The sequence below is a fragment of the Comamonas sp. NLF-1-9 genome (genome assembly GCF_019195435.1).
GTDB lineage: Bacteria > Pseudomonadota > Gammaproteobacteria > Burkholderiales > Burkholderiaceae_C > Comamonas_C.
Genome location: NZ_CP078069.1, coordinates 1,156,321 through 1,175,940 on the forward strand (window position 1 = coordinate 1,156,321; position 19,620 = coordinate 1,175,940).

Annotated in this window: 20 protein-coding genes, 1 tRNA gene and 1 riboswitch; of the genes, 10 read left to right on the forward strand and 11 right to left on the reverse strand. The window is 66.2% G+C overall.

From position 1 onward, the window contains the following. Window positions 1-10 precede the first annotated feature (10 nt). Window positions 11-673, forward strand: coding sequence for a TetR/AcrR family transcriptional regulator (locus KUD94_RS05555; protein WP_218238799.1), 663 nt, complete (start codon window positions 11-13; stop codon window positions 671-673). Between the two features lie 55 nt (window positions 674-728). Here KUD94_RS05555 and KUD94_RS05560 read toward each other — a convergent pair whose 3' ends face one another. From KUD94_RS05560 to KUD94_RS05575, 4 genes are all read right to left on the reverse strand, one after another. Beyond that, complete coding sequence (locus KUD94_RS05560; RefSeq protein WP_218238800.1) at window positions 729-1,904, reverse strand: acetyl-CoA C-acyltransferase; 1,176 nt, start codon at window positions 1,902-1,904, stop codon at window positions 729-731. Window positions 1,905-1,935: 31 nt separating this feature from the next. Then, window positions 1,936-4,038: a 3-hydroxyacyl-CoA dehydrogenase NAD-binding domain-containing protein gene (locus KUD94_RS05565; RefSeq protein WP_218238801.1), complete on the reverse strand. Its 2,103-nt coding sequence runs from the start codon at window positions 4,036-4,038 to the stop codon at window positions 1,936-1,938. A gap of 153 nt (window positions 4,039-4,191) precedes the next feature. After that, window positions 4,192-5,451 carry a D-amino acid dehydrogenase gene (locus KUD94_RS05570; protein ID WP_218238802.1) on the reverse strand — a complete coding sequence of 420 codons (1,260 nt, stop codon included), beginning with the start codon at window positions 5,449-5,451 and terminating at the stop codon, window positions 4,192-4,194. A gap of 157 nt (window positions 5,452-5,608) precedes the next feature. Next, window positions 5,609-5,704: riboswitch (glycine riboswitch) on the reverse strand. A 51-nt stretch (window positions 5,705-5,755) separates the two neighbouring features. Continuing rightward, the gene (locus KUD94_RS05575; RefSeq protein ID WP_218239202.1) at window positions 5,756-7,396 is read right to left on the reverse strand and encodes a 3-(methylthio)propionyl-CoA ligase; all 1,641 of its coding nucleotides are present in this window, start codon (window positions 7,394-7,396) and stop codon (window positions 5,756-5,758) included. 167 nt (window positions 7,397-7,563) lie between these two features. Here KUD94_RS05575 and KUD94_RS05580 point away from each other — a divergent pair, with 167 nt between their 5' ends. The 5 genes from KUD94_RS05580 (at window position 7,564) to KUD94_RS05600 (ending at window position 11,161) form a co-directional block, all read left to right on the forward strand. Then, complete coding sequence (locus tag KUD94_RS05580) at window positions 7,564-9,036, forward strand: YdiU family protein (RefSeq protein ID WP_370625895.1); 1,473 nt, start codon at window positions 7,564-7,566, stop codon at window positions 9,034-9,036. Then, entirely contained in the window at window positions 9,033-9,440 is a 408-nt protein-coding gene (msrB, locus tag KUD94_RS05585) for a peptide-methionine (R)-S-oxide reductase MsrB (RefSeq protein ID WP_218238804.1), read from the forward strand. Before KUD94_RS05580 ends, msrB begins: the two co-directional genes overlap by 4 nt. An 11-nt stretch (window positions 9,441-9,451) precedes the next feature. Beyond that, on the forward strand, window positions 9,452-10,021 hold the full coding sequence (locus KUD94_RS05590; RefSeq protein WP_218238805.1) for a septation protein A: 570 nt from the start codon (window positions 9,452-9,454) through the stop codon (window positions 10,019-10,021). Continuing rightward, the gene (locus KUD94_RS05595) at window positions 10,018-10,311 is read left to right on the forward strand and encodes a BolA family transcriptional regulator (protein WP_218238806.1); all 294 of its coding nucleotides are present in this window, start codon (window positions 10,018-10,020) and stop codon (window positions 10,309-10,311) included. The genes KUD94_RS05590 and KUD94_RS05595 overlap by 4 nt, the downstream gene beginning before the upstream one ends. A gap of 64 nt (window positions 10,312-10,375) precedes the next feature. Continuing rightward, entirely contained in the window at window positions 10,376-11,161 is a 786-nt protein-coding gene (locus KUD94_RS05600; RefSeq protein WP_218238807.1) for a peptidylprolyl isomerase, read from the forward strand. A 51-nt stretch (window positions 11,162-11,212) separates the two neighbouring features. Here KUD94_RS05600 and KUD94_RS05605 read toward each other — a convergent pair whose 3' ends face one another. The 3 genes from KUD94_RS05605 to infA form a co-directional block, all read right to left on the reverse strand. Beyond that, the gene (locus KUD94_RS05605) at window positions 11,213-11,983 is read right to left on the reverse strand and encodes a DUF1624 domain-containing protein (RefSeq protein ID WP_218238808.1); all 771 of its coding nucleotides are present in this window, start codon (window positions 11,981-11,983) and stop codon (window positions 11,213-11,215) included. Window positions 11,984-12,047: 64 nt separating this feature from the next. Further along, a tRNA-Pro gene (locus KUD94_RS05610) sits at window positions 12,048-12,124 on the reverse strand. Between the two features lie 31 nt (window positions 12,125-12,155). Then, complete coding sequence (gene infA / locus KUD94_RS05615) at window positions 12,156-12,401, reverse strand: translation initiation factor IF-1 (RefSeq protein WP_218238809.1); 246 nt, start codon at window positions 12,399-12,401, stop codon at window positions 12,156-12,158. Window positions 12,402-12,539: 138 nt separating this feature from the next. Here infA and asd point away from each other — a divergent pair, with 138 nt between their 5' ends. Further along, window positions 12,540-13,391 (forward strand): archaetidylserine decarboxylase, encoded by an 852-nt coding sequence (gene asd / locus KUD94_RS05620; protein ID WP_218238810.1) that lies wholly within the window; start codon window positions 12,540-12,542, stop codon window positions 13,389-13,391. On the opposite strand, the gene KUD94_RS05625 is transcribed toward asd, so the two are convergent. Both KUD94_RS05625 and aceA read right to left on the reverse strand, forming a co-directional pair. Then, on the reverse strand, window positions 13,373-13,654 hold the full coding sequence (locus tag KUD94_RS05625) for a hypothetical protein (RefSeq protein ID WP_218238811.1): 282 nt from the start codon (window positions 13,652-13,654) through the stop codon (window positions 13,373-13,375). The genes asd and KUD94_RS05625 overlap by 19 nt on opposite strands. Before the next feature lie 117 nt (window positions 13,655-13,771). After that, a complete protein-coding gene (gene aceA, locus KUD94_RS05630; RefSeq protein ID WP_218238812.1) occupies window positions 13,772-15,103 on the reverse strand; it encodes an isocitrate lyase in 1,332 nt (443 codons plus the stop codon). A gap of 304 nt (window positions 15,104-15,407) precedes the next feature. On the opposite strand from aceA, the gene KUD94_RS05635 reads away from it, so the two are divergent. From KUD94_RS05635 to KUD94_RS05645, 3 genes are all read left to right on the forward strand, one after another. Then, complete coding sequence (locus tag KUD94_RS05635) at window positions 15,408-16,358, forward strand: ketopantoate reductase family protein (protein ID WP_218238813.1); 951 nt, start codon at window positions 15,408-15,410, stop codon at window positions 16,356-16,358. A 197-nt stretch (window positions 16,359-16,555) separates the two neighbouring features. After that, complete coding sequence (locus KUD94_RS05640; protein WP_218238814.1) at window positions 16,556-16,861, forward strand: helix-turn-helix domain-containing protein; 306 nt, start codon at window positions 16,556-16,558, stop codon at window positions 16,859-16,861. Window positions 16,862-16,894: 33 nt separating this feature from the next. Beyond that, the gene (locus KUD94_RS05645; RefSeq protein WP_218238815.1) at window positions 16,895-17,245 is read left to right on the forward strand and encodes an FKBP-type peptidyl-prolyl cis-trans isomerase; all 351 of its coding nucleotides are present in this window, start codon (window positions 16,895-16,897) and stop codon (window positions 17,243-17,245) included. A gap of 1 nt (window position 17,246) precedes the next feature. On the opposite strand, the gene KUD94_RS05650 is transcribed toward KUD94_RS05645, so the two are convergent. Then, window positions 17,247-19,310: a VC_2705 family sodium/solute symporter gene (locus tag KUD94_RS05650; RefSeq protein ID WP_218238816.1), complete on the reverse strand. Its 2,064-nt coding sequence runs from the start codon at window positions 19,308-19,310 to the stop codon at window positions 17,247-17,249. After that, window positions 19,307-19,618: a DUF4212 domain-containing protein gene (locus KUD94_RS05655; RefSeq protein ID WP_218238817.1), complete on the reverse strand. Its 312-nt coding sequence runs from the start codon at window positions 19,616-19,618 to the stop codon at window positions 19,307-19,309. Before KUD94_RS05655 ends, KUD94_RS05650 begins: the two co-directional genes overlap by 4 nt. Window positions 19,619-19,620: the final 2 nt, after the last annotated feature.

The following is a 19,620-nucleotide window of genomic DNA, read 5'->3' on the forward strand; positions in this document are numbered from 1 at the left end:
AATGCCCGCCATGCCGGTCAGCAGAAAGAAAGCCAGCCCCGCCCCGCCCTCGGCCCACGAGCTGCGCGCCGAGCGTCGCCGCCGCCTGGCGGACGTGCGTCAGGAACTGGTGCTCGATGCGGCGCGCTCGGCCTTCTTCGAGCTCGGCATGGAAAAGACCAGCATCCGCGAGATTGCCCGGCGCGCCGGCTATACGCCCGGCGCGCTGTACAGCTACTTCCCGAGCAAAGAGCACATCTACGGCGCGCTGCTGGGCGAATCGCTGGAGCGCCTGAACACCCAGGTGCAACTGGCGCTGCAGACAAGCGAACGCCCCGCCGAGCGCCTGCGCGCGGGCGCCAGCGCCTTTTTCGACTTCTACCGCGTCAACCCGCACGACCTGGATCTGGGTTTTTACCTGTTCCAGGGCATGGCGCCGCGCGGCCTCACGCCCGAACTCGATGCGCGCCTGAACACCCGCCTGCGCGACGCGCTGCTGCCCTGCCATGCGGCGCTGCAGGCGCTGGGCCTTGACAACGCACGCGCCACTGCCGAGGTCACTGCATTGTTTGCCCACATCGTCGGGCTGCTGGTGATGAGCCACACCGGACGCATACGCATGTTCGGCCAGTCCTCGCAGGCGCTGTTCGCCGCCTATCTGGACAGCCTGCTGGAGCGCGCGCGGCGCCCATGAAAAAGGGCCGCATGTCTGCGGCCCGCTCGCTCCGGGTCGTGCGCCGCCGGCGCCTTCAGAGCACCTCGAACACGCCCGCCGCGCCCATGCCGCCGCCTATGCACATGGTCACGCACACGCGCTTGGCCCCACGGCGCTTGCCTTCGATCAGCGCATGGCCGGTCAGGCGCTGGCCGGTCACGCCGTAGGGGTGGCCCACGGCTATCGCCCCGCCGTTGACGTTCAGCCGATCGGCCGGAATGCCGAGCTTGTCGCGGCAGTAGATCACCTGCACCGCGAAAGCTTCGTTCAGCTCCCACAGGTCGATATCCTGAACCGCAAGGCCCAGGCGCTTGAGCACCTTGGGCACCGCAAACACCGGGCCTATGCCCATCTCGTCGGGCTCGCAGCCTGCAACTGCAAAACCCAGAAAGCGCCCCAAGGGTTTCAGGTTCTTGCGACTGGCGTAGTCTTCGCTCACCACCACGCAGGCGCCCGCGCCATCCGAGAACTGGCTCGCGTTGCCCGCCGCCACCAGGCCGCCGGGCAGCGCCGGCTTGATGCCGCTGATGGCGGCCACCGTCGTGCCCTCGCGCAGGCCCTCGTCCTTGCTGACGGTGACTTGCTTCGTGATCAGCCCCAGGGTCTTGTCGGCGATGCCCGCAGTCACGGTGATGGGTGCGATCTCGGCCTCGAACAGGCCCGCGGCCTGCGCGGCGCAGGCCTTTTGCTGGCTGGCCGCGCCGTACTCGTCCATGGCTTCGCGGCCAATGCCGTAGCGCTTGGCCACCTGCTCGGCGGTCTGCAGCATGCTCCAGTAGATCTCGGGCTTTTTCTTCTGCAAGGCCGGGTCGAACAACATGTGTGTATTCATCTCCTGCTGCACGCAGGAGATGCTCTCCACGCCGCCGGCCACGTAGACCTCGCCCTCGCCCGCGATGATGCGCTGGCTGGCCAGCGCAATCGTCTGCAAGCCCGAGGAGCAAAAGCGGTTCACCGTCATGCCGCTGGTGGTCACCGGCAGGTCGGCCATCAGCGCGATCTGGCGTGCGATGTTCATGCCGGTCGCGCCCTCGGGGTTGGCGCAGCCCATGAGGACGTCTTCGACTTGCCCGCCCTCGATGCCCGCGCGCTCGACAGCGGCGCGCACCACATGGCCGCCCAGCGTGGCGCCATGCGTCATGTTGAAGGAGCCCTTCCAGCTCTTGGCGAGCGGCGTGCGGGCGGTAGAAACAATCACTGCGCTGGTCATGGCGATATTCCTTGTGCTGTCTTTCTCGGGCTCAGGCGAAGTGCTTGCCTTCGGCCACCAGGCGCGCCAGCAAGGGCGCGGGCTGCCAGAAGGCGGCGTCGTCGTGCGGGTTGCGCGCAAAGCGCTGCATGGCCGCCACCACGTTGAACAGGCCGACCTCGTTGGCGTAGTTCAGCGGGCCGCCGCGGAACACCGGAAAGCCGTAGCCAAAGATGTAGACCACGTCGATGTCGCTCGCCTTGTTGGCGATGCCTTCTTGCAGAACGTGCGCGGCCTCGTTGACCAGGCTGAACACCAGGCGCTGCACGATTTCCTCGTCGCCGATCTTGCGCGCCGTGATGCCTTCGCTCTTGCGGTAGTCCTCGATCATCGCCACCACCTCGGCATTGGGGATTGCGTCGCGCTTGCCTGGCAGGTAGTCGTACCAGCCCTTGCCCACTTTCTGGCCAAAGCGCCCCTGCTCGCACAGCAAGTCGGCCGTCTTGCTGTACTTCATGTCGGGGTATTCCACACGGCGGCGCTTGCGGATGGCCCAGCCGATGTCGTTGCCCGCCAGGTCGCTCATGCGAAACGGCCCCATGGCAAAGCCGAATTTCTCGATCGCCTTGTCCACCTGCGCCGGGGTGCAGCCCTCGTCAATCAAAAAGCCCGCCTGGCGCACGTATTGCTCGATCATGCGGTTGCCGATGAAGCCGTCGCACACGCCCGCGACCACCGCCGTCTTGCGGATCTTTTTGGCCACGGCCATCACCGTGGCGAGCACATCCTTGGCGGTCTTCTCGCCGCGCACCACCTCGAGCAGCTTCATCACGTTGGCCGGGCTGAAGAAGTGCAGGCCCACCACGTCCTGCGGGCGGGCGGTGAAGGCGGCAATCTGGTTGACGTCCAGCGTCGAGGTGTTGCTGGCCAGAATCGCGCCGGGTTTGGCCACCGCGTCGAGCTGCCTGAATACTGCCTCCTTCACCGCCATGTCTTCGAACACTGCCTCGATGATCAGGTCGGCGTCCTTGAGGTCGTCGTAGCTCAGCGTGGTCGTGAGCAAGGCCATGCGCTGCTCGTACTTGTCCTGCTTGAGCTTGCCCTTCTTGACCTGCGCCTCGTAGTTCTTGCGCATCACGCCCACGCCGCGCTCAATCGCTTCCTGCTTCATCTCCAGCAGGGTCACCGGGATGCCGGCGTTGAGGAAGTTCATCGCGATGCCGCCGCCCATGGTGCCTGCACCAATGACGGCCACTTTCTCGATCTTGCGCAGCGGCGTAGCGGCGGGCACGTCGGGAATCTTGCTCGCGGCGCGCTCGGCAAAGAACAGGTGACGCAGCGCGCGCGACTCGGGCGACCACATCAGCCGCGTGAACAGCTCGCGCTCGACCACCAGGCCATCGGCAAACATCCTCTTGCTCGCTGCCGCCTGCACCGCGTCCACGCACATCGCCGGCGCGGGGAAGTGCTTCGCCATGCCCTTGACCATGTTGCGCGCAAACTGAAAGTAGGCCTCGCCCTGGGGGTGTGCGCAGGGCAGATTGCGCACCAAGGGCAAGGGGCGCACATCGGCCACGCTGCGCGCAAAGGCCAAGGCTTCGTCCAGCAAGGCTTCGGGCGAACTGGCGAGCTTGTCAAAGAGCTTTTGCCCCGGTACCCCGGCGATGAATTCGCTCTTGAGCGCTTCGCCGCTGACGATCAGATTGAGCGCCGCCTCCACCCCCAGCACCCGCGGCAGGCGCTGGGTGCCACCGGCGCCCGGCAGCAGGCCCAGCTTGACCTCGGGCAGCGCCACGCTGCAGCCGGGCGCGGCCACGCGGTAGTGGCAGGCAAGCGAAAGCTCCAGCCCGCCGCCCATGCAGACGCTGTGGATCGCCGCGACCACCGGCTTGCTGCACTGCTCCACCATGGCGATCACGGTGTGCAGATTGGGCTCGGCAAAGGCCTTGTCGGTGCCAAACTCGGTAATGTCCGCACCACCCGAAAACGCCTTGCCCGCGCCGGTGAGCACAATGGCCTTGACGGCCGCGTCCTGCTGCGCCTGGCGCAGCCCCTCGCCCAAGGCCTTGCGCGTGGCTAGCCCCAGGCCGTTGACCGGCGGGTTGTTCAGCGTGATGAGGGCGATATCGCCCTGGACCTGGTATTGGGCTGTCACTGGCAGAGCTCCTTCTTGATTGGCCGCGCAAACGCGGGGCCCGCGCATGGCACATGCGCCGGCCCGGGCTCAAAGAGTGTAGGAGCTTTGCCGCGGCCTGCTCTGCGCGGCTGTCACGGGTGGGACGCGGCAGCGGCGCACCCGTGTGCCGCTTCAGGCGCCCTGCAGCGCCACCCGCGCGCCGCCCGCACTGCGCCCGAGGGCCGAGCTGGCCAGCTCGGCCACCATGTCCGCCGTAGCCGCCGACAACGTCCAGCCCAGGTGGCCGTGGCCGGTGTTGTAGAACACATTGGGCTTGCGACCCTGGCCCACGCGCGGCAGCATGCTCGGGGTCATCGGGCGCAGGCCGGCCCAGGGCACGACCTGGCGCGTGCTCACGCCGGGAAAGCAGGCGTTGACCCAGCGCACCAGCGGCGCGATGCGGTCGGCCCGGATATCCCTGTTCACGCCATTGAACTCGGCCGTGCCGGCCACGCGAAAGCGCGTCGCGCCCAGGCGGCTCGTGACGAGCTTGGTCTCGTCGTCGAGCAGGCTGACGGTGGGCGCGGCCTGCTGGCTTGCCTCGTCCTGCAGGTGCACGGTGATCGAGTAGCCCTTGACCGGGTAGATGTTGATGCGGTCGCCCAGTTGCGCCGCCAGCGCGCGGCTGGCCACGCCGGCGCAGACCAGCACCGCGTCGAAGGACTGCTCGCGCGGGCCGTCTTCGCCGCTCCAGCGCACCAGCGCGCGGCGTCCGTCGCTTTCAAGGCCTTGCACCTGCGCGCCATAGAGGCAGTGCACCCCCAGGCGCTCGGCGGCAGCGGCCAGGCCGGCGGTGAAGAGATGAATGTCCCCGGTGCAATCGCTTTCGGTGAAGTAGCCGCCGTAGTAGTTGCCCGCGAGTGTGGGCTCGATCGCGCGCATCTCCTCGGGCGTGACCGCCCGGCGCTGCAGACCGCCTTCGGCCAGCAGCCTGGAGACCTCGCCCGCATGCTCGAAACCGGCGCGGTCGCGGTAGATGTGCAAGATGCCCTGCCGGCGCAGATCAAAGTGCAGGCCTTCGCGCTCGGCCCAGTCAAACAGATGCTGGCGCGCGGCGATCGCCAGGCGCGTGGTCTGCACCGTGTGCTCGCGGTAGCGGGGAAGCTGGGCGATGAATTCGGCAAACCAGGACAGCTTGTGCCAAGTGGGCCGGGGATTGACCAGCAGCGGCGCATCGCTGCGCAGCATCCACTTGAGGCCCTTGAGCAGCGTGGACGGGTGGTTCCACACCTCCGCGTTGGAAGCGGAGAGCTGTCCGCCATTGGCGAACGAGGTCTCCATGCCGGCGTAGCGATGGCCCTCCAGCAGGCTTACATCAAAACCGCGCCGGGCCAGCGCGTAGGCAGAAGTGACGCCGGTGATACCGGCGCCGATGACGGCGATCGAAGTCATGTCAGCTCCAAACGTCAGGATGGGTGACGCGGCATGCACCATGCATGCGGCGTGCCCCCTCTGTTCGGAACCTGAGAGATTCGTGTGCCGGCGCTGGGGCGGCACACTTGCTCCTTCGGTGAGGCAAGAGACGAAGCTGCCTGCTCTTCAGAGTGTGGACGACGGGCCGGTTCCTGTGCCTGAGAGTTTCCGGGGCAGTTGCTCCTTCGGCGTCGCCGGGCGCATGCCCGGCAAGCTCTCCCGACCCATCCAAGGCCGCCATCCTAGCAGAGAGTGAGGCCTGCTCAGCGGCCGGCCAAACCACTCAAAGGCCGGGCAGCTTGTAGTCCTTGAGCTGCTCGCGCAGCTTGCTCTTTTGCATCTTGCCGGTAGCGCCCAGCGGGATCGCCTCGACGAACACCACGTCGTCGGGGATCTGCCACTTGGCCATCTTGCCTTCGTAGAACCCGAGCAGCTCTTCGCGCGTGACCTCGGCGCCGGGTTTGGTCACCACGGCGATGATCGGGCGTTCGTCCCACTTGGGGTGGGCCATGCCGACGCAGGCGGCCATGGCCACGGCCGGGTGCGCCATGGCGATGTTCTCGATGTCGATGGAACTGATCCATTCGCCGCCGGACTTGATCACGTCCTTGCTGCGGTCGGTGATCTGCATGAAGCCGTCGGCATCGATGGTGGCCACGTCGCCCGTGGGAAACCAGCCGTGCCCGGCCTCGTCGTAGACCAGCGGATCGGTCGTGCCCTTGAAGTAGCGCGCCAATATCCAGGGGCCGCGCACCAGCAGGTCGCCATAGGTCTTGCCGTCCCAGGGCTGGTCCTTGCCGTCGTCCCCGACGATCTTCATGTCCACGCCAAAGAGCGCCCGCCCCTGCTTGGTGCGGATGTGCAGTTGCTCTTCGGGCGAGAGCTTGAGCTGCTTGTTCTTGAGCGTGCACAGCGTGCCCAGCGGACTGGTCTCGGTCATGCCCCAGGCGTGCAGCACGTCCACGCCGTACTGGTCGCGGAAGGTGTCGATCATCGCGGGCGGGCAGGCCGAGCCGCCGATCACGGTGCGCGTGAGGGTGGAGAACTTGAGCCCGTTGGCCGCCATGTGCGACAGCAGCATCTGCCAGATCGTCGGCACGCCGGCGGCAAACGTCACCTGCTCGGCCTCCATCAGCTCGTAGATCGACTTGCCATCCATCGCGGGGCCGGGAAAGACCACTTTGCAGCCGGTGAGCGCCGCGCCGTAGGGCAGGCCCCAGGCGTTGACGTGAAACATCGGCACGACCGGCATCATGGAGTCGCGCGCCGACAGGTTCATCGCGTCGGGCAGGCAGCCGCCATAGGCGTGCAGCACGGTAGAGCGGTGGCTGTACAGCGCGCCCTTGGGATCGCCCGTGGTGCCACTGGTGTAGCACAGCCCGGCGGCGGTGTTCTCGTCGAACTGCGGCCAGCTGTATTGCTCGGAGGCTGCCGCAATCCAGGCCTCGTAGCTCAGCAGACCGGGGATGCCGCTGTCCGCGGGCAACTTGTCGGCCTCGCACAGCAGCACCCAGGATTTGACCGTGGGGCACTTGGCGTGCACCGCCTGCACCAGCGGCAGGAAGCTGGCGTCAAAGCACACCACCTTGTCTTCGGCGTGGTTGATGATCCACACCAGTTGCGCCGGATGCAGGCGCGGGTTGAGCGTATGCATCACGCGCCCCGAACCGGCGACGCCGAAGTACAGCTCCATGTGCCGATAGCCATTCCATGCGATGGAGGCAATGCGGTCGCCCGGCTCGGTACCCGCCGCCTCCAGCGCATTGGCCAGGCGTTTGGCGCGCCGCGCCAGATCGGCGTAGGTGTAGCGGTGCATGTCGCCCTCCACCCGGCGCGAGACGATCTCGCCGTCGCCATGGTGGCGCTCGGCGAAGTCGATCAGCATGGAAATCAACAAGGGTTGGCTCTGCATCTGTCCGAGCAGCATGGGGTCTCCTTTTTCGGTCGGCAAACGAAACGCCGCCATGTTAGCTCTGGCCTGCGGCCGCCTCGTGCGTGCGCCCCGCGTGGCTGCACGCGACTTGTCCCCTACAGGACAAGAGCGCACGCGCCAGCAGCGCTTGCCGCTTCGTCCCACAATGGGCCATGGATATGCGCGCCACGCCTGCCCCCGAAGCACGAGGCCCCGCCTGGCAAGCGGGCTTTGCCACGCTGGGCGAGCCCTTCTTCACGGCGCTTGCGCCCAGCCCCCTGCCCGAGCCGCATTGGATCGCGCGCAACCGTGAGCTTGCCGCAGAACTGGGCCTGGAGCCCGCCTGGCTCGACAGCGACCAGGCCTTGCAAGCCCTGAGCGGCAATGCCACGCTGCCCGGCAGCACGCCGCTGGCAAGCGTCTATGGCGGACATCAGTTCGGCGTCTGGGCCGGGCGTCTGGGCGACGGGCGCGCGCTGCTGCTGGGCGAGACGGCGCAAGGTCAGGAACTGCAGCTCAAGGGTAGCGGACGCACGCCTTATTCGCGCGGCGCCGACGGGCGCGCGGTGCTGCGCTCGAGCATTCGTGAATACCTGGCCAGCTGCGCCATGCACGGCCTGGCGATACCCAGCACCCAGGCGCTCGCCCTGGTCGGCTCGCCCCTGCCGGTGCAGCGCGAGACGCTGGAGAGCGCTGCCGTGCTCACGCGCGTGGCACCGAGCTTCATCCGCTTTGGCCACTTCGAGTGGTTTGCCGCGCAGGGGCAGGAGCCGGCGCTGCGCCGCCTGGCCGATTACGTGATCGAGCGCTACTACCCCGCCTGCCGCACGGCCGATGCCGCCCAGGGCAATGCCTACGCCGCGCTGCTGCGCGCGGTGAGCGAGCGCACCGCCGCCCTGATCGCGCAGTGGCAGGCGGTAGGCTTCATGCACGGCGTGATGAATACCGACAACATGAGCATCCTGGGCCTGACGCTGGACTACGGCCCGTTTCAGTTCATGGACGGCTTTGACCCGCAGCACATCTGCAACCACAGCGACCAGCTCGGTCGCTACGCCTTCGACGAGCAGCCGGCCGTGGCCCACTGGAACCTGGCCTGCCTGGCACGCGCGCTGCTGCCGCTGATCGAGGAGCTGCCCCACGCCCAGGCAGCGATCTCCGCCTACCCCGGCGCGTTCGAGGCGCATTACATGGCACAGATGCGGCGCAAGCTGGGGCTGAGCGCGCCCTTCGAAGGCGACGCCGAATCCCTTGCGCAGCTGCTGCGGCTGCTGGCGCGCGAAGGCGTGGACTACAGCATCTTTTGGCGCAGCTATTCGCAAGCCTGTGCCAGCGGCACGCCGAAAGCGGCGGCCGATCTGTTCATCGACCGCACGGCGTTCCACGATTGGTTGCTAGCGTTTTCAGAGCTGTTAGCGCAGGCTGGTATTGTGCAAAACCCCGATTTGATGCTCAAAACCAATCCGAAATTCGTGCTGCGCAACCATCTGGCAGAGCTGTGCATCCGCGCGGCGAAACTTCAGGACTTTTCCGTCATCGAAGCTCTGCAGCAGGTGCTCATGCGCCCGTTCGACGACCATCCCGACCACCAAGCCTGGGCCGGCCCGCCGCCCGACTGGGCGGCCTCTCTCACCCTGAGTTGCTCCTCATGACCTATCCGATACGCAAGACCGACGACGAATGGCGCTCGCTGCTCGCCGGCAAGCAGGCGGAAGCCGGCGCCTACGAGGTGACGCGCCACGCCGCCACCGAGCGCCCGTTTACCGGCAAATACGAAAGCCACTGGCAGGACGGGCGTTACCACTGCATCTGCTGCGGCGCGCAGCTGTTCGAATCGGGCACCAAGTTCGATGCCGGCTGCGGCTGGCCCAGCTTCTCGCAGGCGCTGCCCGGCGCCATCCGCGAAACCGTGGACCGCAGTCACGGCATGGTGCGCACCGAGACCACTTGCGCGCAGTGCGGCGCCCACCTGGGCCACGTCTTCGAAGACGGCCCCGCACCCACAGGCCTGCGTTACTGCATGAATTCGGCGGCGCTGGACTTCGAACCGCGATAATCCGGCACTCCATGCGTCTGCTGCTCGACTTCTTCCCCATCCTGCTGTTCTTCGTTGCCTACAAATGGCAAGGCATTTACATGGGCACCGCGGTGCTCATGGGTGCCACCGTGGTGCAGATGGCCATCGTCTGGCGCCTGGACAAGAAGCTCAGCACCATGCACAAGGCGACGCTGGTGCTGATTCTGCTTTTCGGCGCGCTCACGCTGGCGCTGCAGGACGAACGCTTCATCAAATGGAAGCCCACGGTGCTCTACGCCGCGATGGCGCTGGCCTTGGCGGTCGCGCTGTGGATCTACCACAAGAACTTTCTCAAGATCATGCTGGGCAGCCAGATCGCGCTGCCCGAGATGGTCTGGCAACGGCTCACGCTGGCCTGGGTCGGCTACTGCGTCTTTATGGCGGTGCTCAATGGCTATGTGGCCGCCTACTTTTCCACCGACGCCTGGATGGACTTCAAGCTCTGGGGCTATGTCTTCCCGGTGCTTTTCATCCTGGGCCAAGGCCTGTATATCGCGCGCCACCTGAGTGAGGCGCCCCAGGGCGCAGCGTCGTCCGCGGCCTCGGAGGCGCCTGAATGAGTACCACCGTCACGCCGGCGGGCACGGGCAACGCGGTGACCGCCGAAGCCATGGACGCGCGCCTGCGCGAGCTGCTTGACCCCGGCCTGCTCGAAGTGCTGGACGAAAGCCGTCTGCACGAGGGGCACGCCGGCGCCAACGGCACGGGCTACGGCACCCATTTTCGGGTGCGCATTGCGGCTGCTTCCCTGCAAGGCCACAGCCGGGTGCAGCAGCACCGGCTTGTGTATGATGCGCTGCGCCCCTTCATAGCGGCGGGTGCGCACGCGATCGCCATCGAAATTCTCTGACCCGGATGCTTGCACCCTCCCGGGTTTTTTGCTCTCTCCCCTTCCCTCCTCCTCGCACATTTCCATGCAAAACAAGCTCTTGTCCGGCCTGATGGCCGTTGCCGTCGTTGCTGCCACCGCCCTGCCGGCGGCCGCCCAGAACCTGGCCATCGTCAATGGCAAGGCCGTGCCCACGGCGCGCGCCGAGCTGATCGAGCAGCAACTGCAGCAGGCGGGCCGCGAAGTCACGCCCGACATCAAGAAGCAGGTGCGCGAAGAAGTCATCGCGCGCGAAATCTTCATGCAGGAGGCGCAAAAGCGCGGCCTGCAAAACAGCAAGGACTTCAAGGACCAGATGGAACTGGCTCGCCAGGCCCTTCTGATTCGCGAGCTGTTTGCCGACTACCAGAAGAAAAACCCGGTGACCGACGCCGAAATCCAGGCCGAGTACGACAAGTTCGTCGCCGCCAACGCCGGCAAGGAATACAAGGCCAGCCACATCCTGGTCGAAAACGAAGACCAGGCCAAGGCCATCATCGCCCAGCTCGACAAGGGCGGCAATTTCGAGGAAATCGCCAAGAAGGAATCCAAGGACCCGGGCTCTGGCGCCAAGGGCGGCGACCTGGGCTGGGCCAACCCGAGCAGCTACGTGCCCGAATTCACCGAAGCCATGATCAAGCTTGAAAAAGGCAAGGTCACCCAGACGCCGGTGAAGAGCCAGTTCGGCTGGCACGTCATCCGCCTGGACGATACGCGCGATGCCCAGCTGCCCAAGCTCGACGAGGTCAAGGACCAGGTGCGCCAGCAGCTGGAGCAGCAAAAGCTGATGCAATTCCAGCAGGACCTGCGCACCAAGGCCAAGGTGGAATGAAGCGCCGCCACTGACGCCAGCCAAACGCAGCGCGGCCTTCGGGCCGCGTTTTCATTGCGCCAGCGCCCAGCCCGCGAGCATCAGCGCACCGATCAACACCGGCTGGTGCAGCATGTAGTACGGCAGGCTGTGGCGCCCCAGCAGCATCAGGGTGCGCCCGGGCCAGCCAGGCGCTCGCCGTGCGAGCCACGCCGGCCGGCGCGCAAGCAGCCACTGCCCCAGCGCCATCCCCCACCAGAACACGCCCATCCAGGGAAACAGCGGCACATAGTCTTCGGTGATCGGCTTGTGCGTGATGAAGCCCAGCCAGTTGAGCCAGCGTCCGTTGAAGGCATCGGCCCAACCGGCAGGCGCGGCATCGAGCAGATGGCGCGCAAGCCAGGGCAGCAGCAGCGCAAGCAGACCCGCAAGCCACAGGCCGCGTCCCCAGCCCGCGCTAAGGCGCGCCAGCAGCCACATCAGCGCGATGCCGTGCAGCACGCCGAAGTAGATGAAGCTGTGCGGGAACATGAGCAGTGAGCCGGCGCTTACCAGCAGCGCGCAGCCGGCGATCTGCAACCAGCGCTTGCCAAAGCGCCGCCAGCCCACGCCCTGGGCTTGCGCCACCGCTTGCGCCATGCCCGCGCACAGCAGGAACAGGCTCAGGATCAGGGTGCGCTGCACCGTCCACAGCGGGTCGCGGTAGAAGTCCTGGCGCCACCAGCCGAAGTGGTTCAGATCGAAACCGAAGTGGTAGAGCGTCATCCACACCAACGCCAGGCCGCGCAGTGCGTCCAGTGCGCCGTAGCGCGGCGCCCCGCTCGAACGGTTGCTCGCATGCATGCGCTTCACTCCCAGGCTGCGCGGCAAAACAAAAGGGGCCGGCGCAATGCCGGCCCCATGGTACTGGTCGGAGCGATAGGATTCGAACCTACGACCCTCTGGTCCCAAACCAGATGCGCTACCAGACTGCGCTACGCTCCGATAGCCTGTGCTGCCACGCGGGCCGCGCCGCTCAGCGGCTGGGCGCGGGGCCGCGTCCCGCCAGGTGGCGGAAGGTGATGCGCCCCTTGCTCAGGTCGTAGGGCGACATCTCGAGCGACACCTTGTCGCCCGCGAGAATGCGAATGTGGTGCTTGCGCATCTTGCCGCCGGTGTAGGCGATGAGCTGGTGGCCGTTGTCCAGCGTGACGCGAAAACGCGAATCGGGCAGCACCTCGGTGACGCTGCCCTGCATTTCTATGAGTTCTTCCTTTGCCATAAAGGTCTGTGCTTTTCTCCGGATGGGTCGCTGCCGCGCTCAAGACAACCCCGCCGCGCAAGCAAAAAACAATCGCGTATTGTACTTCAGGCCTCGGTTTGTGCCCAAACCGCTACACTGCATGCTTTTGCATCCGCCGTGCCAGACCGTCTCGCCATCGCCCTTCAACACCTCGCGCCCAAGCAGGCCCTGACGCAACTGGCCGGCTATGGGGCGACGGCGCAAGCCGGGCGCTGGACCACCGCCGTCATACGCTGGTTCGTGCGGCGCTACGGCGTGGACATGACGGAAGCAGAGCAAGCCGACATTGCCGCCTACGCCAGCTTCAACGCCTTTTTCACCCGGGCGCTCAAGCCCGGAGCGCGCCCGCTGGCAGACAGCGACCTCGTCTGCCCGGTGGACGGCCAGCTCAGCCAGTTCGGCAGCCTGCGCGAGGGGCGCCTGCTGCAAGCCAAGGGACACGACTACAGCGCTGCGGCGCTGCTCGGCGCCGATGCGCCGCTCGCCGCCCGGTTCGAGGACGGGCTGTTTGCCACCCTCTACCTGAGCCCGCGTGACTACCACCGCGTGCACATGCCGTGTCGCGCCCGGCTGCTGCGCATGCGGCACGTGCCCGGCAGCCTGTATTCGGTCAATCCGCTGACCGCACGCCATGTGCCCGGCCTGTTCGCGCGCAATGAACGCGTGGTCTGCCTGTTTGAAACCGAGTTCGGCCCCATGGCCATGGTGCTCGTGGGCGCCACCATCGTGGGCAGCATCTGCACCACCTGGCATGGGCAGGTGAATCCGCCGCGCGGCGCGCCCATGCGCCACTGGGATTACAGCGATCAGGAGATCGTGCTTGCGCAGGGGCAGGAGATGGGCCGCTTTCAGCTCGGCTCGACCGTCATCGTGCTGCTGCCGAGAGGCGAATTGCGCTGGTCGGACGGCTGGAGCACACCGGGCCCGGTGCGCATGGGCCAAGCCATGGCTTACAGGCCGTGCGAATAGCCGATGTTTTCCACCGTCGGCACACGCTCGGTGGTGAAGAGCAGTGGTGACACCTCAAGCTCGCGCGTTGCCACCGGCTCGTTGCGGCCCACCAGATAGACCATCAGTTCAAGCCGGCGCAGTTTCACGTAGTCCACGGTTTCCCAGCGTCCCGCATGCTTGACCTGCGTGCCCTGGCGAAACAGCGGCATGGTGAAGCGCCGGCTCCAGCCCTGAGGAACGATCTCGGGCAGCGCTTCATTGGGCTTGGCTTGGATCTGCATACATCCTGCTTATCGGCAGATTCGCGGCAAACATGAGCGACAAAAAACCACCCTTGCGGGTGGTTCGTGGCCCCGCCGGCGCCAGCGCCGACCGGGGGCGGGCCCGGGCGCAGCCGTTCAGTGGAACTGCGCTTCTTCGGTCGAGCCGGTGAGCGCCTTGACCGAGGAACTGCCGCCCTGGATCACGGTCGTCACATCGTCGAAGTAGCCTGCGCCGACCTCTTGCTGGTGGCTCACGAAGGTATAGCCTTGCTGGCGCGCGGCGAACTCGGGCTCCTGCACCATTTCGACATAGTGCTTCATGCCTTCACCCTGGGCATAGGCATGGGCCAGCTTGAAGGTGTTGTACCAGTTGCTGTGGATGCCGGCCAGGGTAATGAACTGGAATTTGTAGCCCAGCGCCGACAGGTCGTCCTGGAAGGAGGCAATCTGCTTGTCGTCGAGGTTCTTCTTCCAGTTGAACGAAGGCGAGCAGTTGTAGGCCAGCAGCTTGTTGGGCGAGGAAGCCAGCACGGCCTGGGCGAATTCACGCGCAAAGCCGATGTCCGGCACGCCGGTTTCGCACCACACCAGGTCGGCGTAGGGCGCGTAGGCAACACCGCGGCTGATGGCCTGCTCCAGCCCGTTCTTGACGCGGAAGAAGCCTTCTTGCGTGCGCTCGCCGGTCAGGAAGGCCTTGTCGTTGGCGTCGTGGTCGCTGGTCAGCAGATTGGCCGCTTCGGCATCGGTGCGGGCCAGGATCAGCGTGGGCACGCCCATCACGTCGGCGGCAAAGCGCGCGGCGGTGAGCTTTTCGACCGCCTCCTGCGTAGGCACCAGCACCTTGCCGCCCATGTGACCGCACTTCTTCACCGCGGCCAGCTGGTCTTCGAAGTGCACGCCCGCGGCGCCGGCGCCTATCATGTTCTTCATCAGCTCGAAGGCGTTGAGCACGCCGCCGAAGCCGGCTTCGGCATCGGCCACGATGGGCAGGAAGTAGTCGATGAATTCCTTGCTGCCCGGCTCGATCCCGCGGCCCCACTGGATCTCGTCGGCGCGCTTGAAGGTGTTGTTGATGCGGCGCACCATGGTCGGCACCGAGTCATAGGCATAGAGCGACTGGTCGGGGTACATGGTTTCGGACGTGTTGCCGTCGGCCGCCACCTGCCAGCCCGAGAGATACACCGCTTCCAGGCCGGCCTTGGCCTGTTGCATGGCCTGACCCGCGGTGATTGCACCGAAGGCGTTCACATAGCCCTTGCGCGCACCGCCGTGCAGCTTGTCCCAGAGCTTTTCTGCCCCCAGGCGTGCCAGCGTGTGCTCGGGCTGGACGCTGCCACGCAGACGCACCACGTCGGCCGCCTTGTAGCCGCGCTTGACGTCCTTCCAGCGCGGGTTCTGCGCCCAATCCTTTTCCAAGGCGGCAATCTGTTGGTCACGGCTGAGTTGGGCATTCAGCGATTGGGGCATGGTCTTCTCCGAAGGTTGAAAAAACGAAGGCTCCAGGGCGGGGCCGTGCTGGCATTGTATGTCTTATACAAGACCTGTCGTGCGTCTTGTGTCTTATATAAGACATATATTTTTTCTATTCAAATCAAAGACTTGCAGCAGCACTTCTACGATGTGGAAAGGAATTTCTCATATCGAGAAATTTTCGTGCACTGCAACATCAGTGATTTCATTGCAAGAATTCTCGTTCCGCAATACGAAAAGACCGGCGTACGCAGCTTCGATGCACACTTGTGCCCTGTCCCAGCCAACAAGAAACACCGCCATGCACCCGAGCCATTCCGCGGCGCCCGAGCGCCTACTGTCCTTTGCCGTCATGGGGGCCGGCGCCGTCGGCTGCTATTTCGGCGCACTGCTGGCGCGGGCGGGGCATGGCGTCACCTTGATCGGCCGCGACGCGCATGTGCGCGCGATCCGGGGCGCGGGCCTGCGTCTGCAAACACAAAGCGAAGACCTGCACCTGCCCATGGCCGCCAGCACCGAAGCCAGTGCCGCCAGCGGCGCGGACGTGGTGTTGCTCTGCGTCAAGTCGGCCGACACCGAAGAGGCGGCGCGGCAATTGCTCCCGCACGTGCGCCCGGACACGCTGGTGCTGACGCTGCAAAACGGCGTGGACAACGACTTGCGGGCCGCCAAGGTGCTCGGCAGCGCCTGCGAGGTCGCGCCCGCCGTGGTCTACGTGGCCACGGCCATGGCGGGCGCTGGCCACGTGCGCCACTATGGCCGCGGCGACCTGGTGATTGCGCCCAGCGCGCGCAGCGCAGAGCTGGCGCGCCAGTTGCAGGCCGCCGGCATACCGACCCAGATTTCCGACAACGTGCGCGGTGCGCTCTGGGCCAAGCTGATCATCAACAGCGCCTACAACGCCCTGTCTGCCGTGCTGCAGCAACCCTATGGCTGGCTCATGCAGCAGCCGGGCGCCGCCGATGTGGTGCAGGACATCGTCAATGAATGCCTGGCGGTGGCGCGCGCCGAGGGCGTGCAGCTGCCCGGCGACATCCACGCGGCGCTGCGCTCCATCGTGCAGACCATGCCGGGACAGCTGTCCTCCACCGCGCAGGATCTGGCGCGCGGCAAGACGACCGAAATCGAGCACCTGAACGGCTACGTGGTGCGCCGTGGCGACGCGCTCGGCATTGCCACGCCGGTCAACCGCACCATGCTGGTGCTGGTGCGCATGCTCGAGCAGCGCCAGGCCGGGCAAGCCGCCGGCTGAAGACCGAAGGCGCGCAGCCCCGCGGGTGGAAAAGCAACAAATCTGCCGGTTGCCGCCGCAGCCGTGTGCAGGCTCCAGACTTCTTGATGCGAAAACTGGCGGCAGCCACGTTTGCACGTTAACATAACGCTATCTTTTTAGATGCTTTTGCGTACACTGACGCATCCCGGCATCGCTCAGCACCAGGAGATACGTTCATGGGTTCGAAAGAAAATGCCGCCGTCAATCAGCTCCTTGAACGGCTGGAACGCCGCTACGCACTGCGCGTACTCTGGGCCTTGCGCGACGGCCACCCGCAGACCTTCCGGCTGCTGCAGGACAGCGTGGGCAACATCACCCCGAACACCCTGAACACCCGCATCAAGGAGCTGCGCGAAGCCGGTTTTCTCGACCACGGCAGCGAAGGCTATATCGTGACTTCGTCCGGGCAGGATCTGCTCAAGCGCCTGTCCGACCTGCAGGCCTTTGCCACCCGCTGGACCGCCGCGCGCAACAAGAAATAGTCTCTCCCGCTACCGCTTCATTACCTCCTAGCCATGATCTCCACCGCTTCCGGCCTGCAATACGAAGACACCCGCCTGGGCGAGGGCCCGCGCGCCGAGCGCGGCCATACCGTGAAGGTGCACTACACCGGCTGGCTGCACCAGGACGGCGCCAAGGGGGCGCGCTTTGACTCCAGCCACGACCGCGGCGAACCGTTTGAATTTCACCTGGGCGCGGGCATGGTGATCCGCGGCTGGGACGAAGGCGTGCAAGGCATGCAGGTGGGCGGTGAGCGCACGCTGCTGATCCCTGCCGCGCTGGGCTATGGTGCGCGCGGTGCGGGCGGCGTGATCCCGCCCAACGCCACGCTGCTGTTCGAGGTGCAACTGCTCTCGTTGGCCTGAGTCAGCGCGCCCGCCGGGCCCGTGTCAGCAGGCTCACGGCCCAGGTCGCGATCAAGCCCATGGGTGCGCCGAACACCCCGGCCGAGATCGGATCAATCCCCCACCACAGCCCCGGCACCAAAATGGCCTGCGGCAAAAGGCCGCGCAGCGCATTGTTGTGCAGCACCAGGTAGTACACCGTCACTGCCAGCCCCACCAGCATGCCGGCCACCGCCCCCTGGCGCGTGGTGTGGCGCCAGTAGATGCCCAGCACCATGGCCGGCACGAAAGTGGCCGCCGCAATGGAAAACGAGGCCGACACCAGCGGCAGTATCTCGGACGGCTTGAGTGCCGCGACAAAGGCGGCCGCCAGCGCCACGGTAAGCAGCGTGAACTTGGTCAGAATCACACGCTGCTCTGGCGAGGCCTTGTGACCGGTGGACTGGAAATACAGATCGCGCACCAGCGCATTGCTGATGGTCAGCAGCAAGCCGTCTGCGGTGGACAGGGCCGCGGCCAAGCCGCCGGCGGCCACCAGCCCCGAAATCACGTAGGGCAGCCCGCCGATCTCGGGTGTGGCCAGCACCAGCAGGTCCGCGCCCAGGCGCACCTCGCCAAACTGCACGATGCCGTCGCCATTCATGTCCTGCACCGACAGCAGCGAAGCGTCCACCCGGGCCCATTGCGCAATCCAGGCCGGCAACTCATCGAAGCGGCTGCCCACGAGGTGGGTCATCACCTCGAACTTGACCAGCGCGGCCAGCGCCGGCACGCTCAGGTACAGCAGCGCAATGAACAGCAGCGACCAGGCCACCGAGGCGCGCGCTCCGGCCACCGTGGGCACGGTGTAGTAGCGCATCAAAAGGTGCGGCATGCCGGCGGTGCCCAGCATCAGGCAAAACAGCAGCGCCATGAAGTTGCGCCGCGAAATTTCGTACTGCGCCTGCTGGATCTCGTCGCCCTGCGGGTCGGCGGCAAACGGCAGGCTGTGGCGCGGCAGGCCGCCCAGGGGCTGGGCGCGTTCCTGGTTTTCGCGCAACTCGCGGCTCCAGCGCTCGCGCGCCTCGGCTTCGTCGCGCGGCATGGACAGCAGCTCGCGGCTGGCGGTGACGATCAGATCCACGTCGGCGCCGCGCGAGCGCAGCTCCTGAATGCGCTGGCGCGCCTCGTTGCGCTCGCGCTCCAGCGCCGCCGGCACGTCGGCCAGGCGTTCCTGGTATTCGCGCACCTTCTGCTGGTAGGCGGCGATGACCTGCTTTTCGGCGTCGGAAGCGAGCAGCGCCGCCTCGCGCTCGGCGATCTTGCCCAATTGCTGGCCGTAGGCCAGGGGCGCCGCCGGGTTGCCCAACTGCTTGTAAGCCAGCCAGGACACCGGGATCAGAAAGGCCAGCAGCAACACCACATACTGCGCCACCTGCGTCCAGGTGATGGCGCGCATGCCGCCCAGGAAGGAGCACAGCAATACCCCGCCCAGGCCGAGCATGATGCCAATCTCGAACTGCACGCCGGTCAGGCGCGAGGCAATCAGCCCGACGCCGTAGATTTGCGCGACCACGTAGGTGAAGGAGCACAGCACCGCGCCCACGGCCGCCAGGATGCGCGGCCAGTCGCCGCCGAAACGCACTTGGAAAAAGTCGGGAATGGTGTAGAGCTTCATGGCCCTGAGCGGCGGCGCGATCAGCATCGCCACCAGCACGAAGCCGCCGGTCCAGCCCAGCATGTAGGCCAAGCCCCCGGGCGCACCCGGCATGCCGGAAAAGCCCTGCAGATACAGCGCGCCCGAGAGGCTGATGAAGGACGCCGCGCTCATCCAGTCGGCCGCGGTGGCCATGCCGTTGTAGATCGGCGGAATGCGCCGCCCGGCCACGTAGTATTCGTCCGGGTCGGAGGTGCGCCCGTACACGCCGATCACCGCATACATCATCACCGTCAGGAACAGGAAGATCGGGCCTATCCAGTGGCGCGAGAGGCCGCGCTGCTCGGCCCATGCCATGGCGGCGACGAAACCCACCAGGCCCAGCACATACAGGCCGAGGATGCGGTTGAGCTGGGCGATGTAAGAGCGCCCGGTCACCGGTTCAGTCATTGGGAGCCCTGCTGCGGCTCGCGCCCGCCCGCCTTGCCGCTGCGCTCATAGTGGCGCATGCCCAGGTAGTACACCCAGGTCAAGAGGATGAAGACCAGCACCCCGCCCTGCGCCGCCACCCAATAGCTGAAGGGCCAGGGGCCGACCTGAAACTGCAGCGCTTCGGCAAAGTAGCTCACGCCAAAAGACACCGCAAACCACAGCCCGAAGAGCACCAGCTTGAAGCCCAGATGGTGCAGATCGGCAAGCTGCGGATCCAGCGGCACGCCCACCCGCTCGGTGCCGGAGTCGGGCGTGGAAGTGGGCATGA

Bases quoted from the DNA above. Each gene is read 5' to 3' on its own strand.
- KUD94_RS05555 (WP_218238799.1), top strand. From the start codon at position 11: ATGCCGGTCAGCAGAAAGAAAGCCAGCCCCGCCCCGCCCTCGGCCCAC.
- KUD94_RS05560 (WP_218238800.1), bottom strand. From the start codon at position 1,904: ATGACCAGCGCAGTGATTGTTTCTACCGCCCGCACGCCGCTCGCCAAG.
- KUD94_RS05570 (WP_218238802.1), bottom strand. From the start codon at position 5,451: ATGACTTCGATCGCCGTCATCGGCGCCGGTATCACCGGCGTCACTTCT.
- KUD94_RS05580 (WP_370625895.1), top strand. From the start codon at position 7,564: ATGCGCGCCACGCCTGCCCCCGAAGCACGAGGCCCCGCCTGGCAAGCG.
- msrB (WP_218238804.1), top strand. From the start codon at position 9,033: ATGACCTATCCGATACGCAAGACCGACGACGAATGGCGCTCGCTGCTC.
- KUD94_RS05590 (WP_218238805.1), top strand. From the start codon at position 9,452: ATGCGTCTGCTGCTCGACTTCTTCCCCATCCTGCTGTTCTTCGTTGCC.
- KUD94_RS05595 (WP_218238806.1), top strand. From the start codon at position 10,018: ATGAGTACCACCGTCACGCCGGCGGGCACGGGCAACGCGGTGACCGCC.
- KUD94_RS05600 (WP_218238807.1), top strand. From the start codon at position 10,376: ATGCAAAACAAGCTCTTGTCCGGCCTGATGGCCGTTGCCGTCGTTGCT.
- KUD94_RS05605 (WP_218238808.1), bottom strand. From the start codon at position 11,983: ATGCATGCGAGCAACCGTTCGAGCGGGGCGCCGCGCTACGGCGCACTG.
- infA (WP_218238809.1), bottom strand. From the start codon at position 12,401: ATGGCAAAGGAAGAACTCATAGAAATGCAGGGCAGCGTCACCGAGGTG.
- KUD94_RS05625 (WP_218238811.1), bottom strand. From the start codon at position 13,654: ATGCAGATCCAAGCCAAGCCCAATGAAGCGCTGCCCGAGATCGTTCCT.
- aceA (WP_218238812.1), bottom strand. From the start codon at position 15,103: ATGCCCCAATCGCTGAATGCCCAACTCAGCCGTGACCAACAGATTGCC.
- KUD94_RS05635 (WP_218238813.1), top strand. From the start codon at position 15,408: ATGCACCCGAGCCATTCCGCGGCGCCCGAGCGCCTACTGTCCTTTGCC.
- KUD94_RS05640 (WP_218238814.1), top strand. From the start codon at position 16,556: ATGGGTTCGAAAGAAAATGCCGCCGTCAATCAGCTCCTTGAACGGCTG.
- KUD94_RS05645 (WP_218238815.1), top strand. From the start codon at position 16,895: ATGATCTCCACCGCTTCCGGCCTGCAATACGAAGACACCCGCCTGGGC.
- KUD94_RS05650 (WP_218238816.1), bottom strand. From the start codon at position 19,310: ATGACTGAACCGGTGACCGGGCGCTCTTACATCGCCCAGCTCAACCGC.
- KUD94_RS05655 (WP_218238817.1), bottom strand. From the start codon at position 19,618: ATGCCCACTTCCACGCCCGACTCCGGCACCGAGCGGGTGGGCGTGCCG.